The 14,172-nt window shown below is 50.6% G+C and carries 14 protein-coding genes; 5 read left to right on the top strand and 9 right to left on the bottom strand.

The genetic code is table 11. From position 1 onward, the window contains the following. A partial coding sequence (locus tag PsWM33_RS27705) for a hypothetical protein (RefSeq protein ID WP_206599006.1) occupies positions 1-494 on the top strand: 494 nt, incomplete at its 5' end. A 468-nt stretch (positions 495-962) separates the two neighbouring features. On the opposite strand, the gene PsWM33_RS14440 is transcribed toward PsWM33_RS27705, so the two are convergent. Further along, positions 963-1,232, bottom strand: coding sequence for a hypothetical protein (locus PsWM33_RS14440; protein ID WP_063297843.1), 270 nt, complete (start codon positions 1,230-1,232; stop codon positions 963-965). 357 nt (positions 1,233-1,589) lie between these two features. Between PsWM33_RS14440 and PsWM33_RS14435 the strand changes: the two genes are divergently transcribed. From PsWM33_RS14435 to PsWM33_RS14425, 3 genes are all read left to right on the top strand, one after another. Then, the gene (locus PsWM33_RS14435; protein WP_063297844.1) at positions 1,590-2,000 is read left to right on the top strand and encodes a DUF2147 domain-containing protein; all 411 of its coding nucleotides are present in this window, start codon (positions 1,590-1,592) and stop codon (positions 1,998-2,000) included. Positions 2,001-2,100: 100 nt separating this feature from the next. Next, the gene (locus PsWM33_RS14430) at positions 2,101-2,541 is read left to right on the top strand and encodes a DUF2147 domain-containing protein (RefSeq protein ID WP_063297845.1); all 441 of its coding nucleotides are present in this window, start codon (positions 2,101-2,103) and stop codon (positions 2,539-2,541) included. A gap of 255 nt (positions 2,542-2,796) precedes the next feature. Next, entirely contained in the window at positions 2,797-3,432 is a 636-nt protein-coding gene (locus tag PsWM33_RS14425; RefSeq protein ID WP_063300679.1) for a TetR/AcrR family transcriptional regulator, read from the top strand. 90 nt (positions 3,433-3,522) lie between these two features. Here the strand turns inward: PsWM33_RS14425 and PsWM33_RS14420 are convergent, their stop codons facing one another. The 7 genes from PsWM33_RS14420 to PsWM33_RS14390 all read right to left on the bottom strand — a co-directional run bounded on the left by PsWM33_RS14420 (position 3,523) and on the right by PsWM33_RS14390 (position 10,838). Beyond that, a complete protein-coding gene (locus tag PsWM33_RS14420) occupies positions 3,523-4,065 on the bottom strand; it encodes a TlpA family protein disulfide reductase (protein ID WP_208992012.1) in 543 nt (180 codons plus the stop codon). Between the two features lie 206 nt (positions 4,066-4,271). Continuing rightward, on the bottom strand, positions 4,272-4,985 hold the full coding sequence (locus PsWM33_RS14415) for a glutathione S-transferase N-terminal domain-containing protein (protein WP_063300678.1): 714 nt from the start codon (positions 4,983-4,985) through the stop codon (positions 4,272-4,274). A gap of 126 nt (positions 4,986-5,111) precedes the next feature. Beyond that, positions 5,112-5,564: a GNAT family N-acetyltransferase gene (locus PsWM33_RS14410; protein WP_063300677.1), complete on the bottom strand. Its 453-nt coding sequence runs from the start codon at positions 5,562-5,564 to the stop codon at positions 5,112-5,114. 18 nt (positions 5,565-5,582) lie between these two features. Next, entirely contained in the window at positions 5,583-7,142 is a 1,560-nt protein-coding gene (locus PsWM33_RS14405) for a glycosyltransferase family 39 protein (protein ID WP_063300690.1), read from the bottom strand. A 124-nt stretch (positions 7,143-7,266) separates the two neighbouring features. After that, positions 7,267-9,018: a glucans biosynthesis glucosyltransferase MdoH gene (gene mdoH, locus PsWM33_RS14400; RefSeq protein WP_063300676.1), complete on the bottom strand. Its 1,752-nt coding sequence runs from the start codon at positions 9,016-9,018 to the stop codon at positions 7,267-7,269. Positions 9,019-9,021: 3 nt separating this feature from the next. After that, positions 9,022-9,225 carry a hypothetical protein gene (locus PsWM33_RS14395; protein ID WP_063297864.1) on the bottom strand — a complete coding sequence of 68 codons (204 nt, stop codon included), beginning with the start codon at positions 9,223-9,225 and terminating at the stop codon, positions 9,022-9,024. A gap of 5 nt (positions 9,226-9,230) precedes the next feature. Beyond that, a complete protein-coding gene (locus PsWM33_RS14390; protein ID WP_063300675.1) occupies positions 9,231-10,838 on the bottom strand; it encodes a glucan biosynthesis protein in 1,608 nt (535 codons plus the stop codon). Between the two features lie 533 nt (positions 10,839-11,371). Here PsWM33_RS14390 and PsWM33_RS14385 point away from each other — a divergent pair. After that, a complete protein-coding gene (locus PsWM33_RS14385; RefSeq protein WP_063300674.1) occupies positions 11,372-12,487 on the top strand; it encodes a Gfo/Idh/MocA family protein in 1,116 nt (371 codons plus the stop codon). A gap of 167 nt (positions 12,488-12,654) precedes the next feature. Here PsWM33_RS14385 and gatB read toward each other — a convergent pair whose 3' ends face one another. Then, positions 12,655-14,142 (bottom strand): Asp-tRNA(Asn)/Glu-tRNA(Gln) amidotransferase subunit GatB, encoded by a 1,488-nt coding sequence (gene gatB / locus PsWM33_RS14380; protein ID WP_063300673.1) that lies wholly within the window; start codon positions 14,140-14,142, stop codon positions 12,655-12,657. Between the last annotated feature and the right edge of the window lie 30 nt (positions 14,143-14,172).

The raw sequence follows: 14,172 nt of genomic DNA, 5'->3' as shown, positions 1-14,172 counted from the left end.
GCCGAGAGCCGAGAGCCGAGAGCCGAGAGCCGAGAGCCGAAAAAACAAAACCACACGCCAAGCACAACAACAAAAGACAACCTGCAGCAGCCTGCAAACACATCAAAGCCCATTTGCGACGCTTTGCGCTCTTTTGCGTTCAAGTCACCAATCTTACGTTGCTATGTCAAACAGGAGGACCAAACAGTAGGAAAAGGCCAGAACTGACCTTGCATCAGGTCAGTCTCAAGAAGCAACCAAGATCAAGGCTCCGCTGCAGACTTACTCCCCATCTGCCAACATTTATTCCCGCACCCAAAAAACATATCCCCCCGTCCGAACAACAGCTCCGGCATCGGCATCGGCCAAATCCCAGAACCAACATCCTAAATCAAGTCAGCAGAAAAACAGCTTCTCATCAAACTCAACGTGCGCCAGCACAAGAAACGCTCGCTTCTGCTCAGCTCATCCAGACCCAGAAGCACGTTCGCGCCACTTTCGGAACTTCATCGTAAACACCCCTGCCCCAAAATACAGCAAGCACAAACAGCAGCAGCACCCAAACCAAACGGCCAAACTCAAAACACCTCAAGCCTTCAAATCAAGCCAACACCAAATATCAGCCTAATCCCGGCAACCAAATCACAACTAACAAACTCTCAAGGAGAACATTACAGGAATAGACCGCGATCAAATCAGGCCTCAATATCCAAACCAACGCCAGATACCCGGCTATCGGTAAAACCCGAGTTCTTTGATAATTAAACAATGAACATCCCTAGCACCCCCGCACTGCAACCAACATTGTAAAACCAATGCAAGGCAGCGGGCTCTTACCCAAGCAGGTGGGAAAGACAGCACGCTGTCTTGAGAAACAGCGCTCCATCAAGCGAGTGTCCCCGGCCCGATCTTGGGAGAGGTTTCCCAAAACCGCAGGTCATAAGCTTGTCTCATGTCGACCACGACAAACTGTAGAATTCGTATCAATGTACAGAAAGCCAGTCTCTAGCTGCGCGTTGCGCCTCAGCAATCTCCATATTGGACATTTCCTGAGATACCTCACGTCTATACCGCACTGCCTGTGTACTGCCTCGCATAGCAGCAAGGTTAAACCACTTATGTGCTTCGATCAGATCGCAAGCGCCGGCCTTTCCCGATGCCGCATCCAGACCACGCCGTAACAGAGACTCTACTTCGCATATGTTTTGCTTCACATGCCGATGAATTACGCCATCAAACTGCAACACAGTCATTAAATCTCTCTCCTAAAACACAGTGAACTCGTGTGGATTTGCTCGTAATTTTTCATGAGTTAAGAGGAAGCCAACGCCTCCCCGAAATCTATTTGACGTCGCGGACTATTAGATTTTGACACTCTAAAAAGGCGGTTAAAAACCATGATTGAAACGAAAAAAGCAGCTTTAAAATCAAAAATTACGCAGTTCTGACACGCTGTAAACCAAGGGATATCGCACTGATTGAATTGATGGGTTGTGCGAATCGAAATCAAAGAGAGCTTGTCTAGTCCTCTGATTGATTGCCTTGCACATTCCAAACTTTACGATAAGGTAAAGCCATTATTAGCAAGCTTCAGTGTTTTGGGAGGAACCATGAAAGCACCCTTTTTGAAGTCATCTCTGGCAGCGATACTTTCAATTGGCATGGCAACATCAGCGCTTGCGGCTGATGCAACCGGCACCTGGCTGCGGGCAAACGGAACCGCTAAGATTAAAATCTCCAAGTGCGGGGGCAATCTGTGCGGCAACATTGTTTGGTTAAAAAAACCACGTAAGGATACAGAGAACCCGGATCCAAAGCTGCGTGACCGCTCCTTAATTGGCTCAAGAACTATTCTTGGCATGAAGCCTAGCGGAACAAACAGTTGGAATGGCAAGGTCTACAACGCAGAAGATGGCAAAACATACTCCGGCAAAATGGAGCTGGTCTCCAGCAACAAGTTGAAACTTGAAGGCTGCGTGCTGATCTTCTGTAAAGGCGACACCTGGACCCGTACAAAGTAAATTTACCTTAAGCCAAGAGGTAACAAGCCCAAGCTGGCCTGTTGTGATAGCTAGTCACCTGCTCCTGAGATTGAGCAGGTGACCAAGCAAGCAGGTTGGAATGATCCGTTCTGGTTTCATCTTTGGCTTTATTTTTCTCTCAACTTCATTGGTAACAGTAGCCAAGGCCTCTGACCTGCAAGGTTTGTGGCAAACAACTAAAGGTGCAATTATCAGCATCTCACAATGTGGTTCGACCATGTGTGGGCAGCTTCAGTCCTTCAAACCACCCGACGGGAAACGTCAGCAAGATATTCTGGACCTCCGAAATCACGATACAACCAAACAGGAGCGCAAAGTCCTTGGATTAAAGGTACTCTGGAATATAAAGGCAGCTGGAGAAAATAAATGGCACGCAGAAGGCTATGATCCTCGGCGTGGATACGAAATTGCAATCAATATTCACCTGTTGCCCAGTGGCCTTCTAAAAATGACAGGTTGCAAAAAGATCGTCCTGAATTTTTGTGAAAATGTGATCTGGCAACGCCCTAAACTCAAATAATAAAATCAATCTTGCAGCTTGCCCCCTTGCTGTAAAATATCTTAAAGAGCTGCCTATAGGACAACCCCAACAAATTGAAACATATCTCGTTGCATTCTTTTCTGGATCATTTTCAGCTTTATGCTATCGACGACAGCTCAGGCACTCTGGATACTCGCTTCGAAGGCTAAATTGAACTCGAAGACGCTCAGGAAGACGCACAACAATTACTGCAATTTGCTAAGGTTGAAGTGCTAAGGATGAGTCTGTGGTTTTATGATCAGCAACAAAAATCCCGACGACTTAATTCCGCCTCACAGGTTGGAAGAGGTGTTCAAAATAGCTTTCCAGCTTCTTTTGGAAAAAGGTCGGCAAGCTGCAAGCATCAATACAGTCGCTGAAGCAGCAAAGATTGCTCCTGACTTATTGCGCCAAAGATTTGAGGGAGAACGGGATCTCATCGCCCCGGATATGCGATGGTACTTCATGCGATTTAGCCAGCAAGTTAGCTCAAGCTCCGCAATGTACGCTGATATTTATTCCTGCATGTACCTGATGCTGACTGATTTTGCAGAGCTATGCGAGGAACAGAACCGTACCGAAGGTAGCCTCTACTGGTCCACCATTGGCGAGATTGGGCGGCTTGACCCGGAGCTGGGTCAAGAGTACCTCGCATTGCGTCTCCAATGGGCAGCTGAGATCCGGTGGCGCTTGGTAAAGTTTGAAAATGATCTGCAAGCACCAGAGGACATAGACCATCTGGTGGATTATTTTATGATGGCTTTTGAAGGGATCATCCAGATGGTCAAATTCGAAACTCCACTGGGTCAGATTTTCCCTGCAATCGACATCACCATGGAAGCTCTTTCAACTCGTATGAAAAAGAGCCCAAACTTGCCCGGATTTGAGTAATCCGACAAGAGGGCTCTCATGTGTCAAAGGATAATCAATCAACTTTCCCTGGGTTCCAAATCCTAAAGTGCAGAAACCCGAAAATCAGACTCAGTTACCAGAAGCAATCGTACCTTTGCCTTGAAGGTGACCAATAAAGGTCTCTTTGATCTGTGGGGCATCCCATTCAAGAGATCCCGGAATTCCACCAAGCACATCCCCGTTTTCATCGATAAAGAGCGTGTAAGGCATCGCCGCAACCTGAAATGCGGTTCCAATCGCTTGCATATCAACGGCTTGATAGCTGGTGAAGCGCTCCAGTTCCAAACGATCTTGAAGGAAACTCTGGATACGGCCATAAGGAACATCTTCCAATGCTACGACAACAAATTGACCATCCAGACCTTGCGCCTTTAACTCATCTTCAAACCGTTCCATTGCTGGCAGTTCAACACGGCAGTTCGGGCACCATGTTGCCCAGAAATGCAAAATAGCAGGTCCTTTGGTGAAAGCATCGCGCAGTGTTTTAGTACCCGCCTCGTCTTTCACTTCAAGACTGTACTTAGGGTCTTCAAAAGAAGCGGCTGAGACAGGCGAGGCAAACGCCCAAACAGCCAGAATAAGAGAGGTCAGGAAAAATTTATGAGCCCGCATAGTTCCAAGGTCCATTCGCAAGTGATTTCAATTTATCATTCTGCGTGAGCCTAGGTTTGAGAGACCTCCGGTTCAAATCAACTTAAAGTGCCGGTGACGTGAAGAATAAATAGCCTAAAAAGGGATCGAAGGCGGAAGTCTCCTCTGCAGATACCCTCAAGGCATATACGTCGAACAGCTCTGGAAGAGACTGCTATGTCACTAGGCTATGATCCACGTTGATTAAACAGCACTGATTGTGCCTGCTTGTCCTCTGCAATGTTTGAGGTTTCAGCTTCTGTGTCACCCACATTTAACCCTCTGACAACTGCAGAGCGAGCCAACAAACGTTCGCGCCAAGCCTTTACATGCGGAAACTCTTCCAAATCCATTCCCTGCCGTTCCCAGCGATGAGACCAACCAAATATTGCCATATCTGCGATCGTATATTCCCCGGCTGCAACATAAGCCCGATCAGCAAGCCGTTTATTAAGCACACCATACAGCCGATGTGTCTCGTTGAAATAACGGGTCATCGCATACTCAATTTTTTCGGGTGCATAGACGCGGAAATGATGGTTCTGCCCAAGCATGGGACCAAACCCACCCATTTGCCACATCAACCATTCTTCCGTTTCAACACGAGTACGTTCTTCTGATGGATAAAACCGCTCAAACTTCCGCCCCAGATATTGCATGATAGCACCTGACTCAAAAATCGAAATCGGCTCACCGCCCGGCCCTTCAGGATCAACAATCGCAGGCATACGATTGTTTGGCGCTATTTTGAGAAAATCTGGCTCAAACTGCTCACCACGCCCAATGTTCACCAGCTTCAAGTCGTAGGGAACATCAAGTTCCTCAAGCATGATGGAAATCTTCCAACCATTCGGTGTTGGCCAATAATAAAGCTCAATGGGTTTGGTCTGCGATACAGCCATTTGGTCACCTGTAAGAAAACACTTGAAATGAGAGAATAAAGGAAAGTTTCATCCCCCCGGTTCGGGGATGCAAGTATTTCCAAAATCCTGCAGCGAGAAACGTCCGGGTTTCATGCCAGTTAACACTTAGAAAATAAGCTTGAAGCCTTCATGCGTCGGCACAAATCCGTTGCTGGTATAAAAGCGATGGGCGCCACTGCGTTCTTTGTTTGAGGTCAACGGCACCATACAGCAGCCTTTATCACGTGCCAACTTGACCGCGTGGGCAAGCATTTCCTGCCCAATTCCCTGGCCGCGCATATCAGCACGAGTGTGCATACTCTCAATTTGACCACGCGGTTTGCCGTTGAAGGCAAGACCCTTCACGTAATTCAGCTGAAAAGTTGCGACCGCCTCGCCCGTATCTGTCTCACCCACATAAATATCGGTATTAGGGCATTGCTGGATCGCGTGAAACGCTGGCTTATATGTGTCGGTCTCCCCGTTTTCCAGATGAACACGCTGGGAAGAAGCTCCTCCGTTCATCCTCTGCACTACAGCCTCAATGTCTTCGTCTTTGGCAACACATCTCTTCAGCATCAAAACACCCAATATGAGTTAGCGGCAAATTTCAGAATCGCGATCAATCTTCGCGACGCCGAATGTTGTTTTACGGAAGTTATCCTTCTTCCACAAATGAGGCCAACTCACATCTATCTGATTTGAACGTAAAGTATCTTCGCGAACAGGTGCTTTGCCGGGTCCAAAACCACCGCTGGTAAACGCTGCCTGCAGACCGCGTTGCGCGCCGTTATCTCCCATGTCCCAGACAACAAAGCAGTTTTGCCGTTGCTGAGTGCTGGGTTGGAAGCTTTGGATGATGTGTCGGGCATTGGGCAGAGTAACCCGCAGATTTCCGCCAGTGTATTCATCCAGTGAAACGATCGTCGCTTGTTCTGCCTCAGGGAACTGAGCCTTGAGCTGCTTGCCCAGGTCCTCATAGGGCTTCATATGCCGGCAGTAACCACCGCACATCCTTTTGTCCGGGGCAAGAAAGCCGGAGATGCGGATGCCCAGCACCACAAGAACCAGCAGGGCCAGCGCGCTGCTGTAGATCTTAACCGATCTCGGTGAATAGCGCCGCTGGGAAATGAGAGTGAACATCACGATAGGCAGCAAGAGTAGCACCGGATGCATATGCCGTTCCTTGATGTATTGTGCCCCGCTGACCAACACGCCCACAAACGCCAGCACCAGAGAAACAACCAGTGCTCGTTGGAGCAGCCTGCCAACCTGCGGCACGTCAGGATCTGGAACCTCCGCTTTTTCGCCGCGAAACAGAGCGGAGAAAAACAGCAGCAACACCAGCGGCAAGAACGGCACGGAGAACCCGAGCACACTCACCAGCAACCGCAACTCACCCGTCACAACGCGGGCAAGTCCGCCCCCCTGCTCTCCCTCGCGCATCACAGTCAACGCAGAACCGACAAGGGCCTGTTCGCCAGTCATAACCCAGTAAAGATAGGGCGAGTACACCGCAGCCGCGATCACAGCGGCAACGACCAACATTGGAAGCCGCACTTGCCTGCGCCAATGTCCATCGCTGAGCGCAGCCAGAAAAATAGCAGCGGGCACCAGCACGTAGGAATGTTTGGAAAGCATCCCGAACCCAACTGCGAGCCCCAAACACACTGCCGCGGTCACCGTTTTCTCCCTCAAAAGCCAGAGGAAGCAATAAACCGTTGCTGCAGACGCCGCCATCAGCACAGCAGTATGTGTCACGCCCTCATGCAGGTTAAAGCCAATCTGGTAGAGCGCCACGTAAGAAAACACGGCAAGCGCAGCCAGTTTTGCATTGGCAATCGCCTGCCGGGCAACAGCGTAAAGGAACAGCGCAAAACACAACACCAGTGCGTACTTGAGAACCAGAAAGCTCCATATCGTCGGCCCGAAGATCTTCTGAACCCCATAAAGCATCCACTCATAAAGCGGAGGCTGCCGCACCTGGTAACCAAGCTTCAGCTCTTGCACAAACACGTTCTCAAACATGTCATCCGTGCTGAGTGTGGGAGAGAAATAACCGCGCAAAACCAGATGCAGAAGCAAGTATCCTGCAATCAGAACAAAGACGCCTGCGGGACGCCACCAAAATCGGGTTGAAACTGTCTCTTCCGGCATCACTGCATCCCCATCAGAGGCTTGGACCGAAAGCTTAAGTCGAAGAGACACCGGCAGATATAAGAAGGGCCACATCCCAGCAGTTCAGCTGGTGGATGTGGCCCTCAAAGCACAAATTCGGCAGTTATACCCTAAGATCTGCGGAGTATTTTTCCACATGAGCGAGCAGTTGCGCGGCTCCCTCCTGATCAGAAGAAAGCACAAAACCCAATCGTTCCGCGGCCCGGCTGCCCACATTGTAAGAGCTTGCCCAGATGATGAACGGCGCAAGCAACATCGGCAGAGCAACCGGCATCACCCAAAGCCAGAGCGAAGCTTCGCCAATCCAGCTCAGCCCCATGGCCAAAGCACCAATCACACTCACCCACCAGACAGATTTGAGGCAGTCCAGCAAAGGCAAGCGACCCGCATCGCGGTGCGCATTGGTCCAGCCACTGTCTCGGCCCATTAAAACCTCAAAAACGGAGCGGCATTGGAATACCATCAGAACCGGCGCGAACACTGCAGAACTGATCAACTCCACAACCCCACCCAGTATGCCTTTGCGGGAGGTGTTCTCTACGCCTAGAAATACTTCTTTCAAAACAACGAGTGTTTTCGGCAGCACCAGCAAGGCAACCACACCAAAGAGCAAAGCTGCCCCCTCATAAGCCGCACTCATAGGAATGTGACCAAGAACCGGAAGGTGGTTCTGGAAGGTGTAAGCCTGCAGCACAGGAAGATCCAAAGGCGCAAACAAACTTGCCAGAAGAAATGCAGCCCAAACCGGAGAGCTCAGATAAGACATTATGCCAAGTATCAGAGAGAACCGCCCCCAAGGCTTCAGAGCACGAGCCCCAACCACACGGGAATGCTGCAAGTTGCCCTGACACCAACGTCGGTCACGCGCGGCATACCCTAAAATATTCTCAGGCGCAGCCTCATAAGACCCGGTGATCCGTGGGTCACACTCAACCTGCCAGCCAGCACGCGCCAACAGCACAGATTCAACACTGTCATGGCTCAAAATGTGCCCGCCAAATGCTGCGGTGTCATCCAGTTCCGGCAAGCCACAGCTGGAGGCAAATGCACGTGTACGAATAATCGCATTGTGCCCCCAAAATGGCCCGCATTCACCCTGCATCGCTGCAAGGCCAAAAGCAAAGGACCGGCCAAACATGCCAGAAGCAAACATGATACTGCGGCCAAAATAGCTTTTCAGACCAACAAGCATCGGCACGGTTTGCAACAGCCCAAGGTTGGGCTCAGCTTCCATGCGTCCAACCATGTGCACCAGAGTATCGGCACGCATTAGACTGTCAGCATCCAGCACCACCATATAACGATAGGCACCACCACATCGCTGCACAAACTCGGCAACATTGCCTGCTTTGCGGCCATGGTTGTCGGTCCGGCGACGATAAAAGATCTTCTGTTCCGGATAGCGGGCAACCAACTGGCGCACCACTTGCTCTTCCACTGCCGCAATCTCTTCATCACGGCTGTCAGAAAGCACATGCCAGTGAAACAAGTGTATTGCATTGTTGGCACGCAGATCATCCATCATTGCAGCAAGACGAGCCGCAACGACCAGCGCATCTTCGTGGTAGATCGGCATGAGGATTGCGGTGCCAGCAGCAGGCAAAGATCGCGGATCAGCCTTAAGAGGTTGAACAGAGCGACCATAAAGCAAACCCAGCAGAACGGTCGCTCCACCCCAGGAAAGCCAGAGGGTGCTGACAAACAGCAGCACAATCCGAACAACCTCATAGATATTAAGATAGTCAGCACTCAAAGCTGCATAAAACAGCCCTGTAAAGCTGAGGGACAACGCCAGACAGAAAACAAAAGCCGCAGCCCGGCGGTGCCCTACCCCGTCGCGAAACGGCTTATCCATGGATTACCGCTCCGAAAAGGTAGAGATGGCTTTTTGCAAGCGCGTCCGTTTGGAAGGAAGCGCAGAGTAGCTGCGCCCAAACCGCATGCGACGCCAGATAAGAACAAGCCAGCTATCATCTGCAGAAAGATCCTGCACTGGCATGGCAAGCGGTGCAACTGGACCGCTGCTCAAGTCAACATTTGTCGAAAATAGATTAGATGTCATAGGCCTCATGAGCTCCACCCCCACTGGTAAAGCCATTCTTCGGAAACTGCTTTTTCGCCATCAGTCAGCTGAAGGCGCAACTCAACCGGGACTTCAATGTCATCGCGGGAAACATCCAGAAACACACGATAAACACCCAGCTCTTCAATGTAGCGAACGTCAGCAAAGTTTACTGTGCCGTTTAAAGCAGCGTTTTCAATAAATGGTTTTGCGCGTACAAGCTGCTCCCCATCCAATCCGCTCTCAGCAAACAACTCAGCATCAAAGTCCACCACAAACTTACGGGTCAGCGAGCTCTCTTCAGAAGCCGAATGCCCGGCTTTGCCAGAACGGGTCTGGACCACAGGCATCAGCATCTGCTCAGTACGACCAACTTCATCACCCCAATACATCTTGTAGTGGAATGAGAGTTCATCACCCGCTTTCACCGCTTCATTCGGAGACCAAAAGGCAACAACATTGTCGTTGATTTCCTGATCTGTTGGAATTTCTGCAAGCATGACAGCTCCAGACCCCCAATCACCAAGAGGCTCAATCCAAAGGCTTGGACGCTTGTCATAGCGAGCTTCAAGGTCCTGATAATTCTCAAGATCTTTGTCACGCTGCATCAGGCCAAATCCAGCTGGGCTTCTGGCACCAATAAAGGAAAGCTGCAGATTATCCGGGTTGGAAAGTGGCCGCCACGCGGTCTTGCCATTGGCAAAGCGCAGCTTCAGCCCATCACTGTCATGCACTTCTGGTCTGAAATCATCAAACCCGACACGGTCATTCTCACCGTAAAGATACATGGAAGTCAGTGGTGCAATGCCAAGCCGCTCCACATCATTGCGGAAAAACAGATGTGCAGTCACATCAACTTCTGTTTGTTGGCCTGGCTTAAAGACAAACTGATAGGCTCCGGTCACACTCGGGCTATCAAGTTCAGCCCAAACCGTCACCTTGTCAGAGCCATCTACTGGCTTGCCAAGATAAAACGCAGTGAAGTTTGGAAACTCCTCCGGCTTACCGCTGGCTGTATCAATGGCAAGCGCACGTGCGGACAAGCCATAAACATTGCCCGCGCCCAAAGCACGGAAGTAGCTGGCGCCCAGGAACGCCACAAGCTCATCCATCCGTCCTTCCACATTGAGTGGATTTAGCAAGCGGAATCCGGCAACACCGGGAAAAGAAACATCGCTCAGCGATGCGGTCAGCTCCGCATCCTGATAGTCAAAGTCAGCAGCTTCAAACACGAATGGTTGAGCAGCGCCCTCGCTTACCTCGTGAATTTTCAGAGGATTTTTAAACAACCAGCCCGGATGGAACGCATGAACCCGAAAGTTCTCAGTGTCCTTCCACTTGCTGCGGTCACGTTTATAGCCAATTTTCCGATAGCCATCGTACTTCAAGGCCGCCAGCGCTTCCGGCAATTCGCTGGTTGGTTCAAGATAGGTGTCTTGCGCCTGTGCCTTCATCTTTGCCACGAGTGCGCCAAAGGTGAATGGCACCTGAGATTGAGAGCTTTCGCTTGCAGCAGCCACTGAAGAAGAAGCAAAAGCCCCAAGTCCAACACTGGAGCAAATGACGCCTAATACAGCGATATTGGAAAGAAAACTACTTCGTTGATTAAGCAACGAGACGCCCCCAAGGTTTCAAATACAACAAAGTGCAGTGTTCGCATACACTGCGCAACTATAAGTTCTAGCAGAGCTTAGACCCCAGACCAGACAAGTCTCCATAACGCCCGATCACCTGAAGTTTATCGTAGTGTAATAAGGCGGAGATATGGTCGTGGCTAGGCAGAGCGATGATGATTCACAGCGAAAATTAACCCTGTGAAACATCTCTAAGTCATTAGAATTACTGAGATATTAGGGGTAACTCATTCAAGAGACACGTTTTCACCACGCTCTAACCCCAAACCCACCAAAAGCAATCGCCTCTGTTCGTCAACTTCTTTACACGCACCCGCAGAACCAATCTGAACCCAGCTGGGGACGCGCACTCAAAATGAGATGATATCCAGTCAACTTTTCTTGGAGTCTGCGCCTCTCCCTAGTCCCTTTGAAGGGATCAAGCAACAGAACATTTCCAATTCTTATCGGTTTCCCTGATTAGTTTTTAAACCCCGCGGGCATACCCTCCCTCATCTATAAAAGGACGCCCTATGGAAATTGGCATTGGCCTGATCGGTGCAGGGTATATGGGAAAACTGCACGCCGTCGCACTCAACGCGGCAGCCGCAGTGTTCAACACCAAACTCCGTGCCCGACTTGAGATGATCTGCACCACCACAGAAACCGGTGCTCAGGAGAAAGCCGAGCAGTTTGGCTTTGCCAGATCCACCAGTGACTGGAGCATATTGGTCAACGACCCGCGAGTTGAAGCTATAGTCATTGCCAGCCCACAAACCACCCATCGAAAGATCGCCCTGGAAGCTTTCAAACTGGGAAAGCCCGTGCTCTGTGAAAAACCATTGGGCGCGAGCCTTGCAGACGCAACCGCGATGGCACAGGCAGCGCAAACCTCGGGGCAAGTCAATCTGGTGGGTTTCAACTACATCCGCACACCCGCAACACAACTGGCCCATCAGCTCATCAAAGAAGGTGTAATCGGAGACATCACTTTCTTTCGCGGAGAACATACCGAAGATTTTTTCGCAAATCCCAGTGCCCCTGCCACATGGCGCGCCAGCGGAGACTCCAACGGCACTATGGGAGACCTCGCCCCTCACATGATCAACTGCGCCCATGTTCTGGTTGGCTCAATCAGGAAAGTCAGTGCACAGATTAAGACCGTTTTCAAAACACGCCCGTCAGAATGCGCGCCAAACATCGTCGAGCAAGTCACCAATGATGATGTGGCTCAGTTTATGTGCACTTTTGAAAGCGGAGCAACAGGTCACCTCCTCTTCAGCCGTATCGCACTGGGCAAGAAGATGGGCATTATCTATGAGATCACCGGCACCAAAGGTGCACTGCGGTTTGATCAGGAAGACCAAAACGCCCTCTGGCTTTACAAAATAGAGGATGAACCAGAGCAATCCGGTTTCAGAAAGATCCTCACCAATCCTCACCATCCGGATTATGCAGCCTTCTGCCTCGGCCCCGGTCACGGCACCGGCTATCAGGATCAGCTGATCATCGAGGCTCGTGATTTTCTGGAGGCTATCGCAACTGGAGCCACAAATTGGCCAACCTTCAAAGATGGTCTCGAAGTCGCAAAAGTCGTCGATGCCGCTCGCCGCTCTCACAAATCAGGAGGGTGTGTTGAGGTGACCTAAAGCAGTTCGCATTTAAGTTGAAACACCTGAACTGCTTTAGTCTTTGTTTTTGCGTATCTTTATCCGAAAACCAGTTTCCACTTTTCGGAGATACGCTGTAGCCTCACCAAGAAAAAAGGCCCACCAAACTGGCGGGCCTTCGAATTCTATAAAGCTGTATGAACGACTTACTCGAGGCCGATCTTCGCTTTCAGCATGTCAGACACAGCCTGTGGGTTTGCTTTACCCTTGGAGGCTTTCATCACCTGACCAACGAACCAGCCAAGCATGCCCGGCTTTTCTTTCGCCTGCTCTGCTTTGTCAGTGTTGTTTGCAAGGATCTCGTCCACGATGCCTTCAATCGCACCAAGGTCAGTCACCTGCTTCATGCCACGATCTTCTACGATCTGCGCTGGATCACCACCCTCAGTCCAGACGATCTCGAAGAGGTCTTTCGCGATCTTACCAGAAATGGTGCCTGCTTTGATCAGGTCAATGATCTTTCCCAGCTGCTCAGAAGAGATCGGGCTGGAGGTCACATCCAGACCTTCTTTATTCAAGCGGCCAAAGGTGTCGTTGATCACCCAGTTCGCAGCCAGCTTCGCATCACGGCCCTTCGCAACTTCCTCAAAGAAGTCACAGGAGACACGCTCAGCAACTAAAATGTCAGCGTCATATGGGGTCAGACCGAAGTCTTTAATGTAACGCGCCTTCTTCTCATCCGGCAGTTCCGGAAGGTCCGCAGCCATCTCATCAACCAGCGCCTGAGTGAACTCAAGCGGCAGCAGATCCGGGTCCGGGAAGTAACGGTAATCATGCGCTTCTTCTTTAGAACGCATGGAACGGGTCTCACCCTTCACGCTATCAAACAGGCGTGTTTCCTGATCGATCTCGCCGCCATCTTCCAAGATGCCGATCTGACGACGCGCTTCATATTCAATCGCCTGACCAACAAAACGGATGGAGTTCACGTTCTTGATCTCACAACGCGTACCAAACTCACCACCCGGCTTGCGAACAGAAACGTTCACATCAGCACGCATGGAACCCTGGTCCATGTTGCCGTCACAGGTGCCCAGGTAGCGCAAAATGGTGCGCAGCTTGGTCAGGTAGGCTTTGGCTTCATCAGCACAGCGAATGTCTGGCTTGGAAACGATTTCCATCAGCGCCACGCCGGAACGGTTCAGGTCAACAAATGACATGGTCGGGTGCTGGTCATGCAGGGATTTACCCGCGTCCTGCTCCAGATGCAGACGCTCAACGCCCACTTCAACCTGCTCGCCGCTCTTCATATCAAGGTGAATGATACCTTCACCAACGATCGGCTGTTTAAACTGGGAGATCTGATAGCCCTGCGGCAGATCAGGGTAGAAGTAGTTTTTGCGGTCAAAAACGGACTTCAGGTTGATCTCGGCCTTCAGACCCAAACCGGTCTTAATAGCCTGACGAACACATTCTTCGTTGATCACTGGCAGCATGCCCGGCATCGCCGCATCAACCAAGCTCACATTATTATTCGGATCGCTGCCAAAGCTGGTAGAAGCGCCCGAGAAAAGCTTGGCTTCAGAGGTCACCTGAGCGTGAACCTCCATGCCGATTACGATTTCCCAGTCGCCAGTTGCGCCCTTGATGAATTTCTTCGGATCCGGAGTGCGCGTATCGACAAGCAGCGTCATGCGATCAATATCCTGTGTTCGTATAAGTCT

The sequence above is a fragment of the Pseudovibrio sp. WM33 genome, assembly GCF_001623165.1.
Lineage (GTDB): Bacteria > Pseudomonadota > Alphaproteobacteria > Rhizobiales > Stappiaceae > Pseudovibrio.
This window is presented reverse-complemented; position numbering and strand designations above follow the sequence as displayed.

Excerpts from the sequence above, each read along its gene's own strand:
- PsWM33_RS14440 (WP_063297843.1), bottom strand. The coding sequence starts at position 1,232 with ATGACTGTGTTGCAGTTTGATGGCGTAATTCATCGGCATGTGAAGCAA.
- PsWM33_RS14435 (WP_063297844.1), top strand. The coding sequence starts at position 1,590 with ATGAAAGCACCCTTTTTGAAGTCATCTCTGGCAGCGATACTTTCAATT.
- PsWM33_RS14430 (WP_063297845.1), top strand. The coding sequence starts at position 2,101 with ATGATCCGTTCTGGTTTCATCTTTGGCTTTATTTTTCTCTCAACTTCA.
- PsWM33_RS14425 (WP_063300679.1), top strand. The coding sequence starts at position 2,797 with ATGATCAGCAACAAAAATCCCGACGACTTAATTCCGCCTCACAGGTTG.
- PsWM33_RS14420 (WP_208992012.1), bottom strand. The coding sequence starts at position 4,065 with ATGCGGGCTCATAAATTTTTCCTGACCTCTCTTATTCTGGCTGTTTGG.
- PsWM33_RS14415 (WP_063300678.1), bottom strand. The coding sequence starts at position 4,985 with ATGGCTGTATCGCAGACCAAACCCATTGAGCTTTATTATTGGCCAACA.
- PsWM33_RS14410 (WP_063300677.1), bottom strand. The coding sequence starts at position 5,564 with ATGCTGAAGAGATGTGTTGCCAAAGACGAAGACATTGAGGCTGTAGTG.
- PsWM33_RS14405 (WP_063300690.1), bottom strand. The coding sequence starts at position 7,142 with ATGCCGGAAGAGACAGTTTCAACCCGATTTTGGTGGCGTCCCGCAGGC.
- mdoH (WP_063300676.1), bottom strand. The coding sequence starts at position 9,018 with ATGGATAAGCCGTTTCGCGACGGGGTAGGGCACCGCCGGGCTGCGGCT.
- PsWM33_RS14395 (WP_063297864.1), bottom strand. The coding sequence starts at position 9,225 with ATGACATCTAATCTATTTTCGACAAATGTTGACTTGAGCAGCGGTCCA.
- PsWM33_RS14385 (WP_063300674.1), top strand. The coding sequence starts at position 11,372 with ATGGAAATTGGCATTGGCCTGATCGGTGCAGGGTATATGGGAAAACTG.
- gatB (WP_063300673.1), bottom strand. The coding sequence starts at position 14,142 with ATGACGCTGCTTGTCGATACGCGCACTCCGGATCCGAAGAAATTCATC.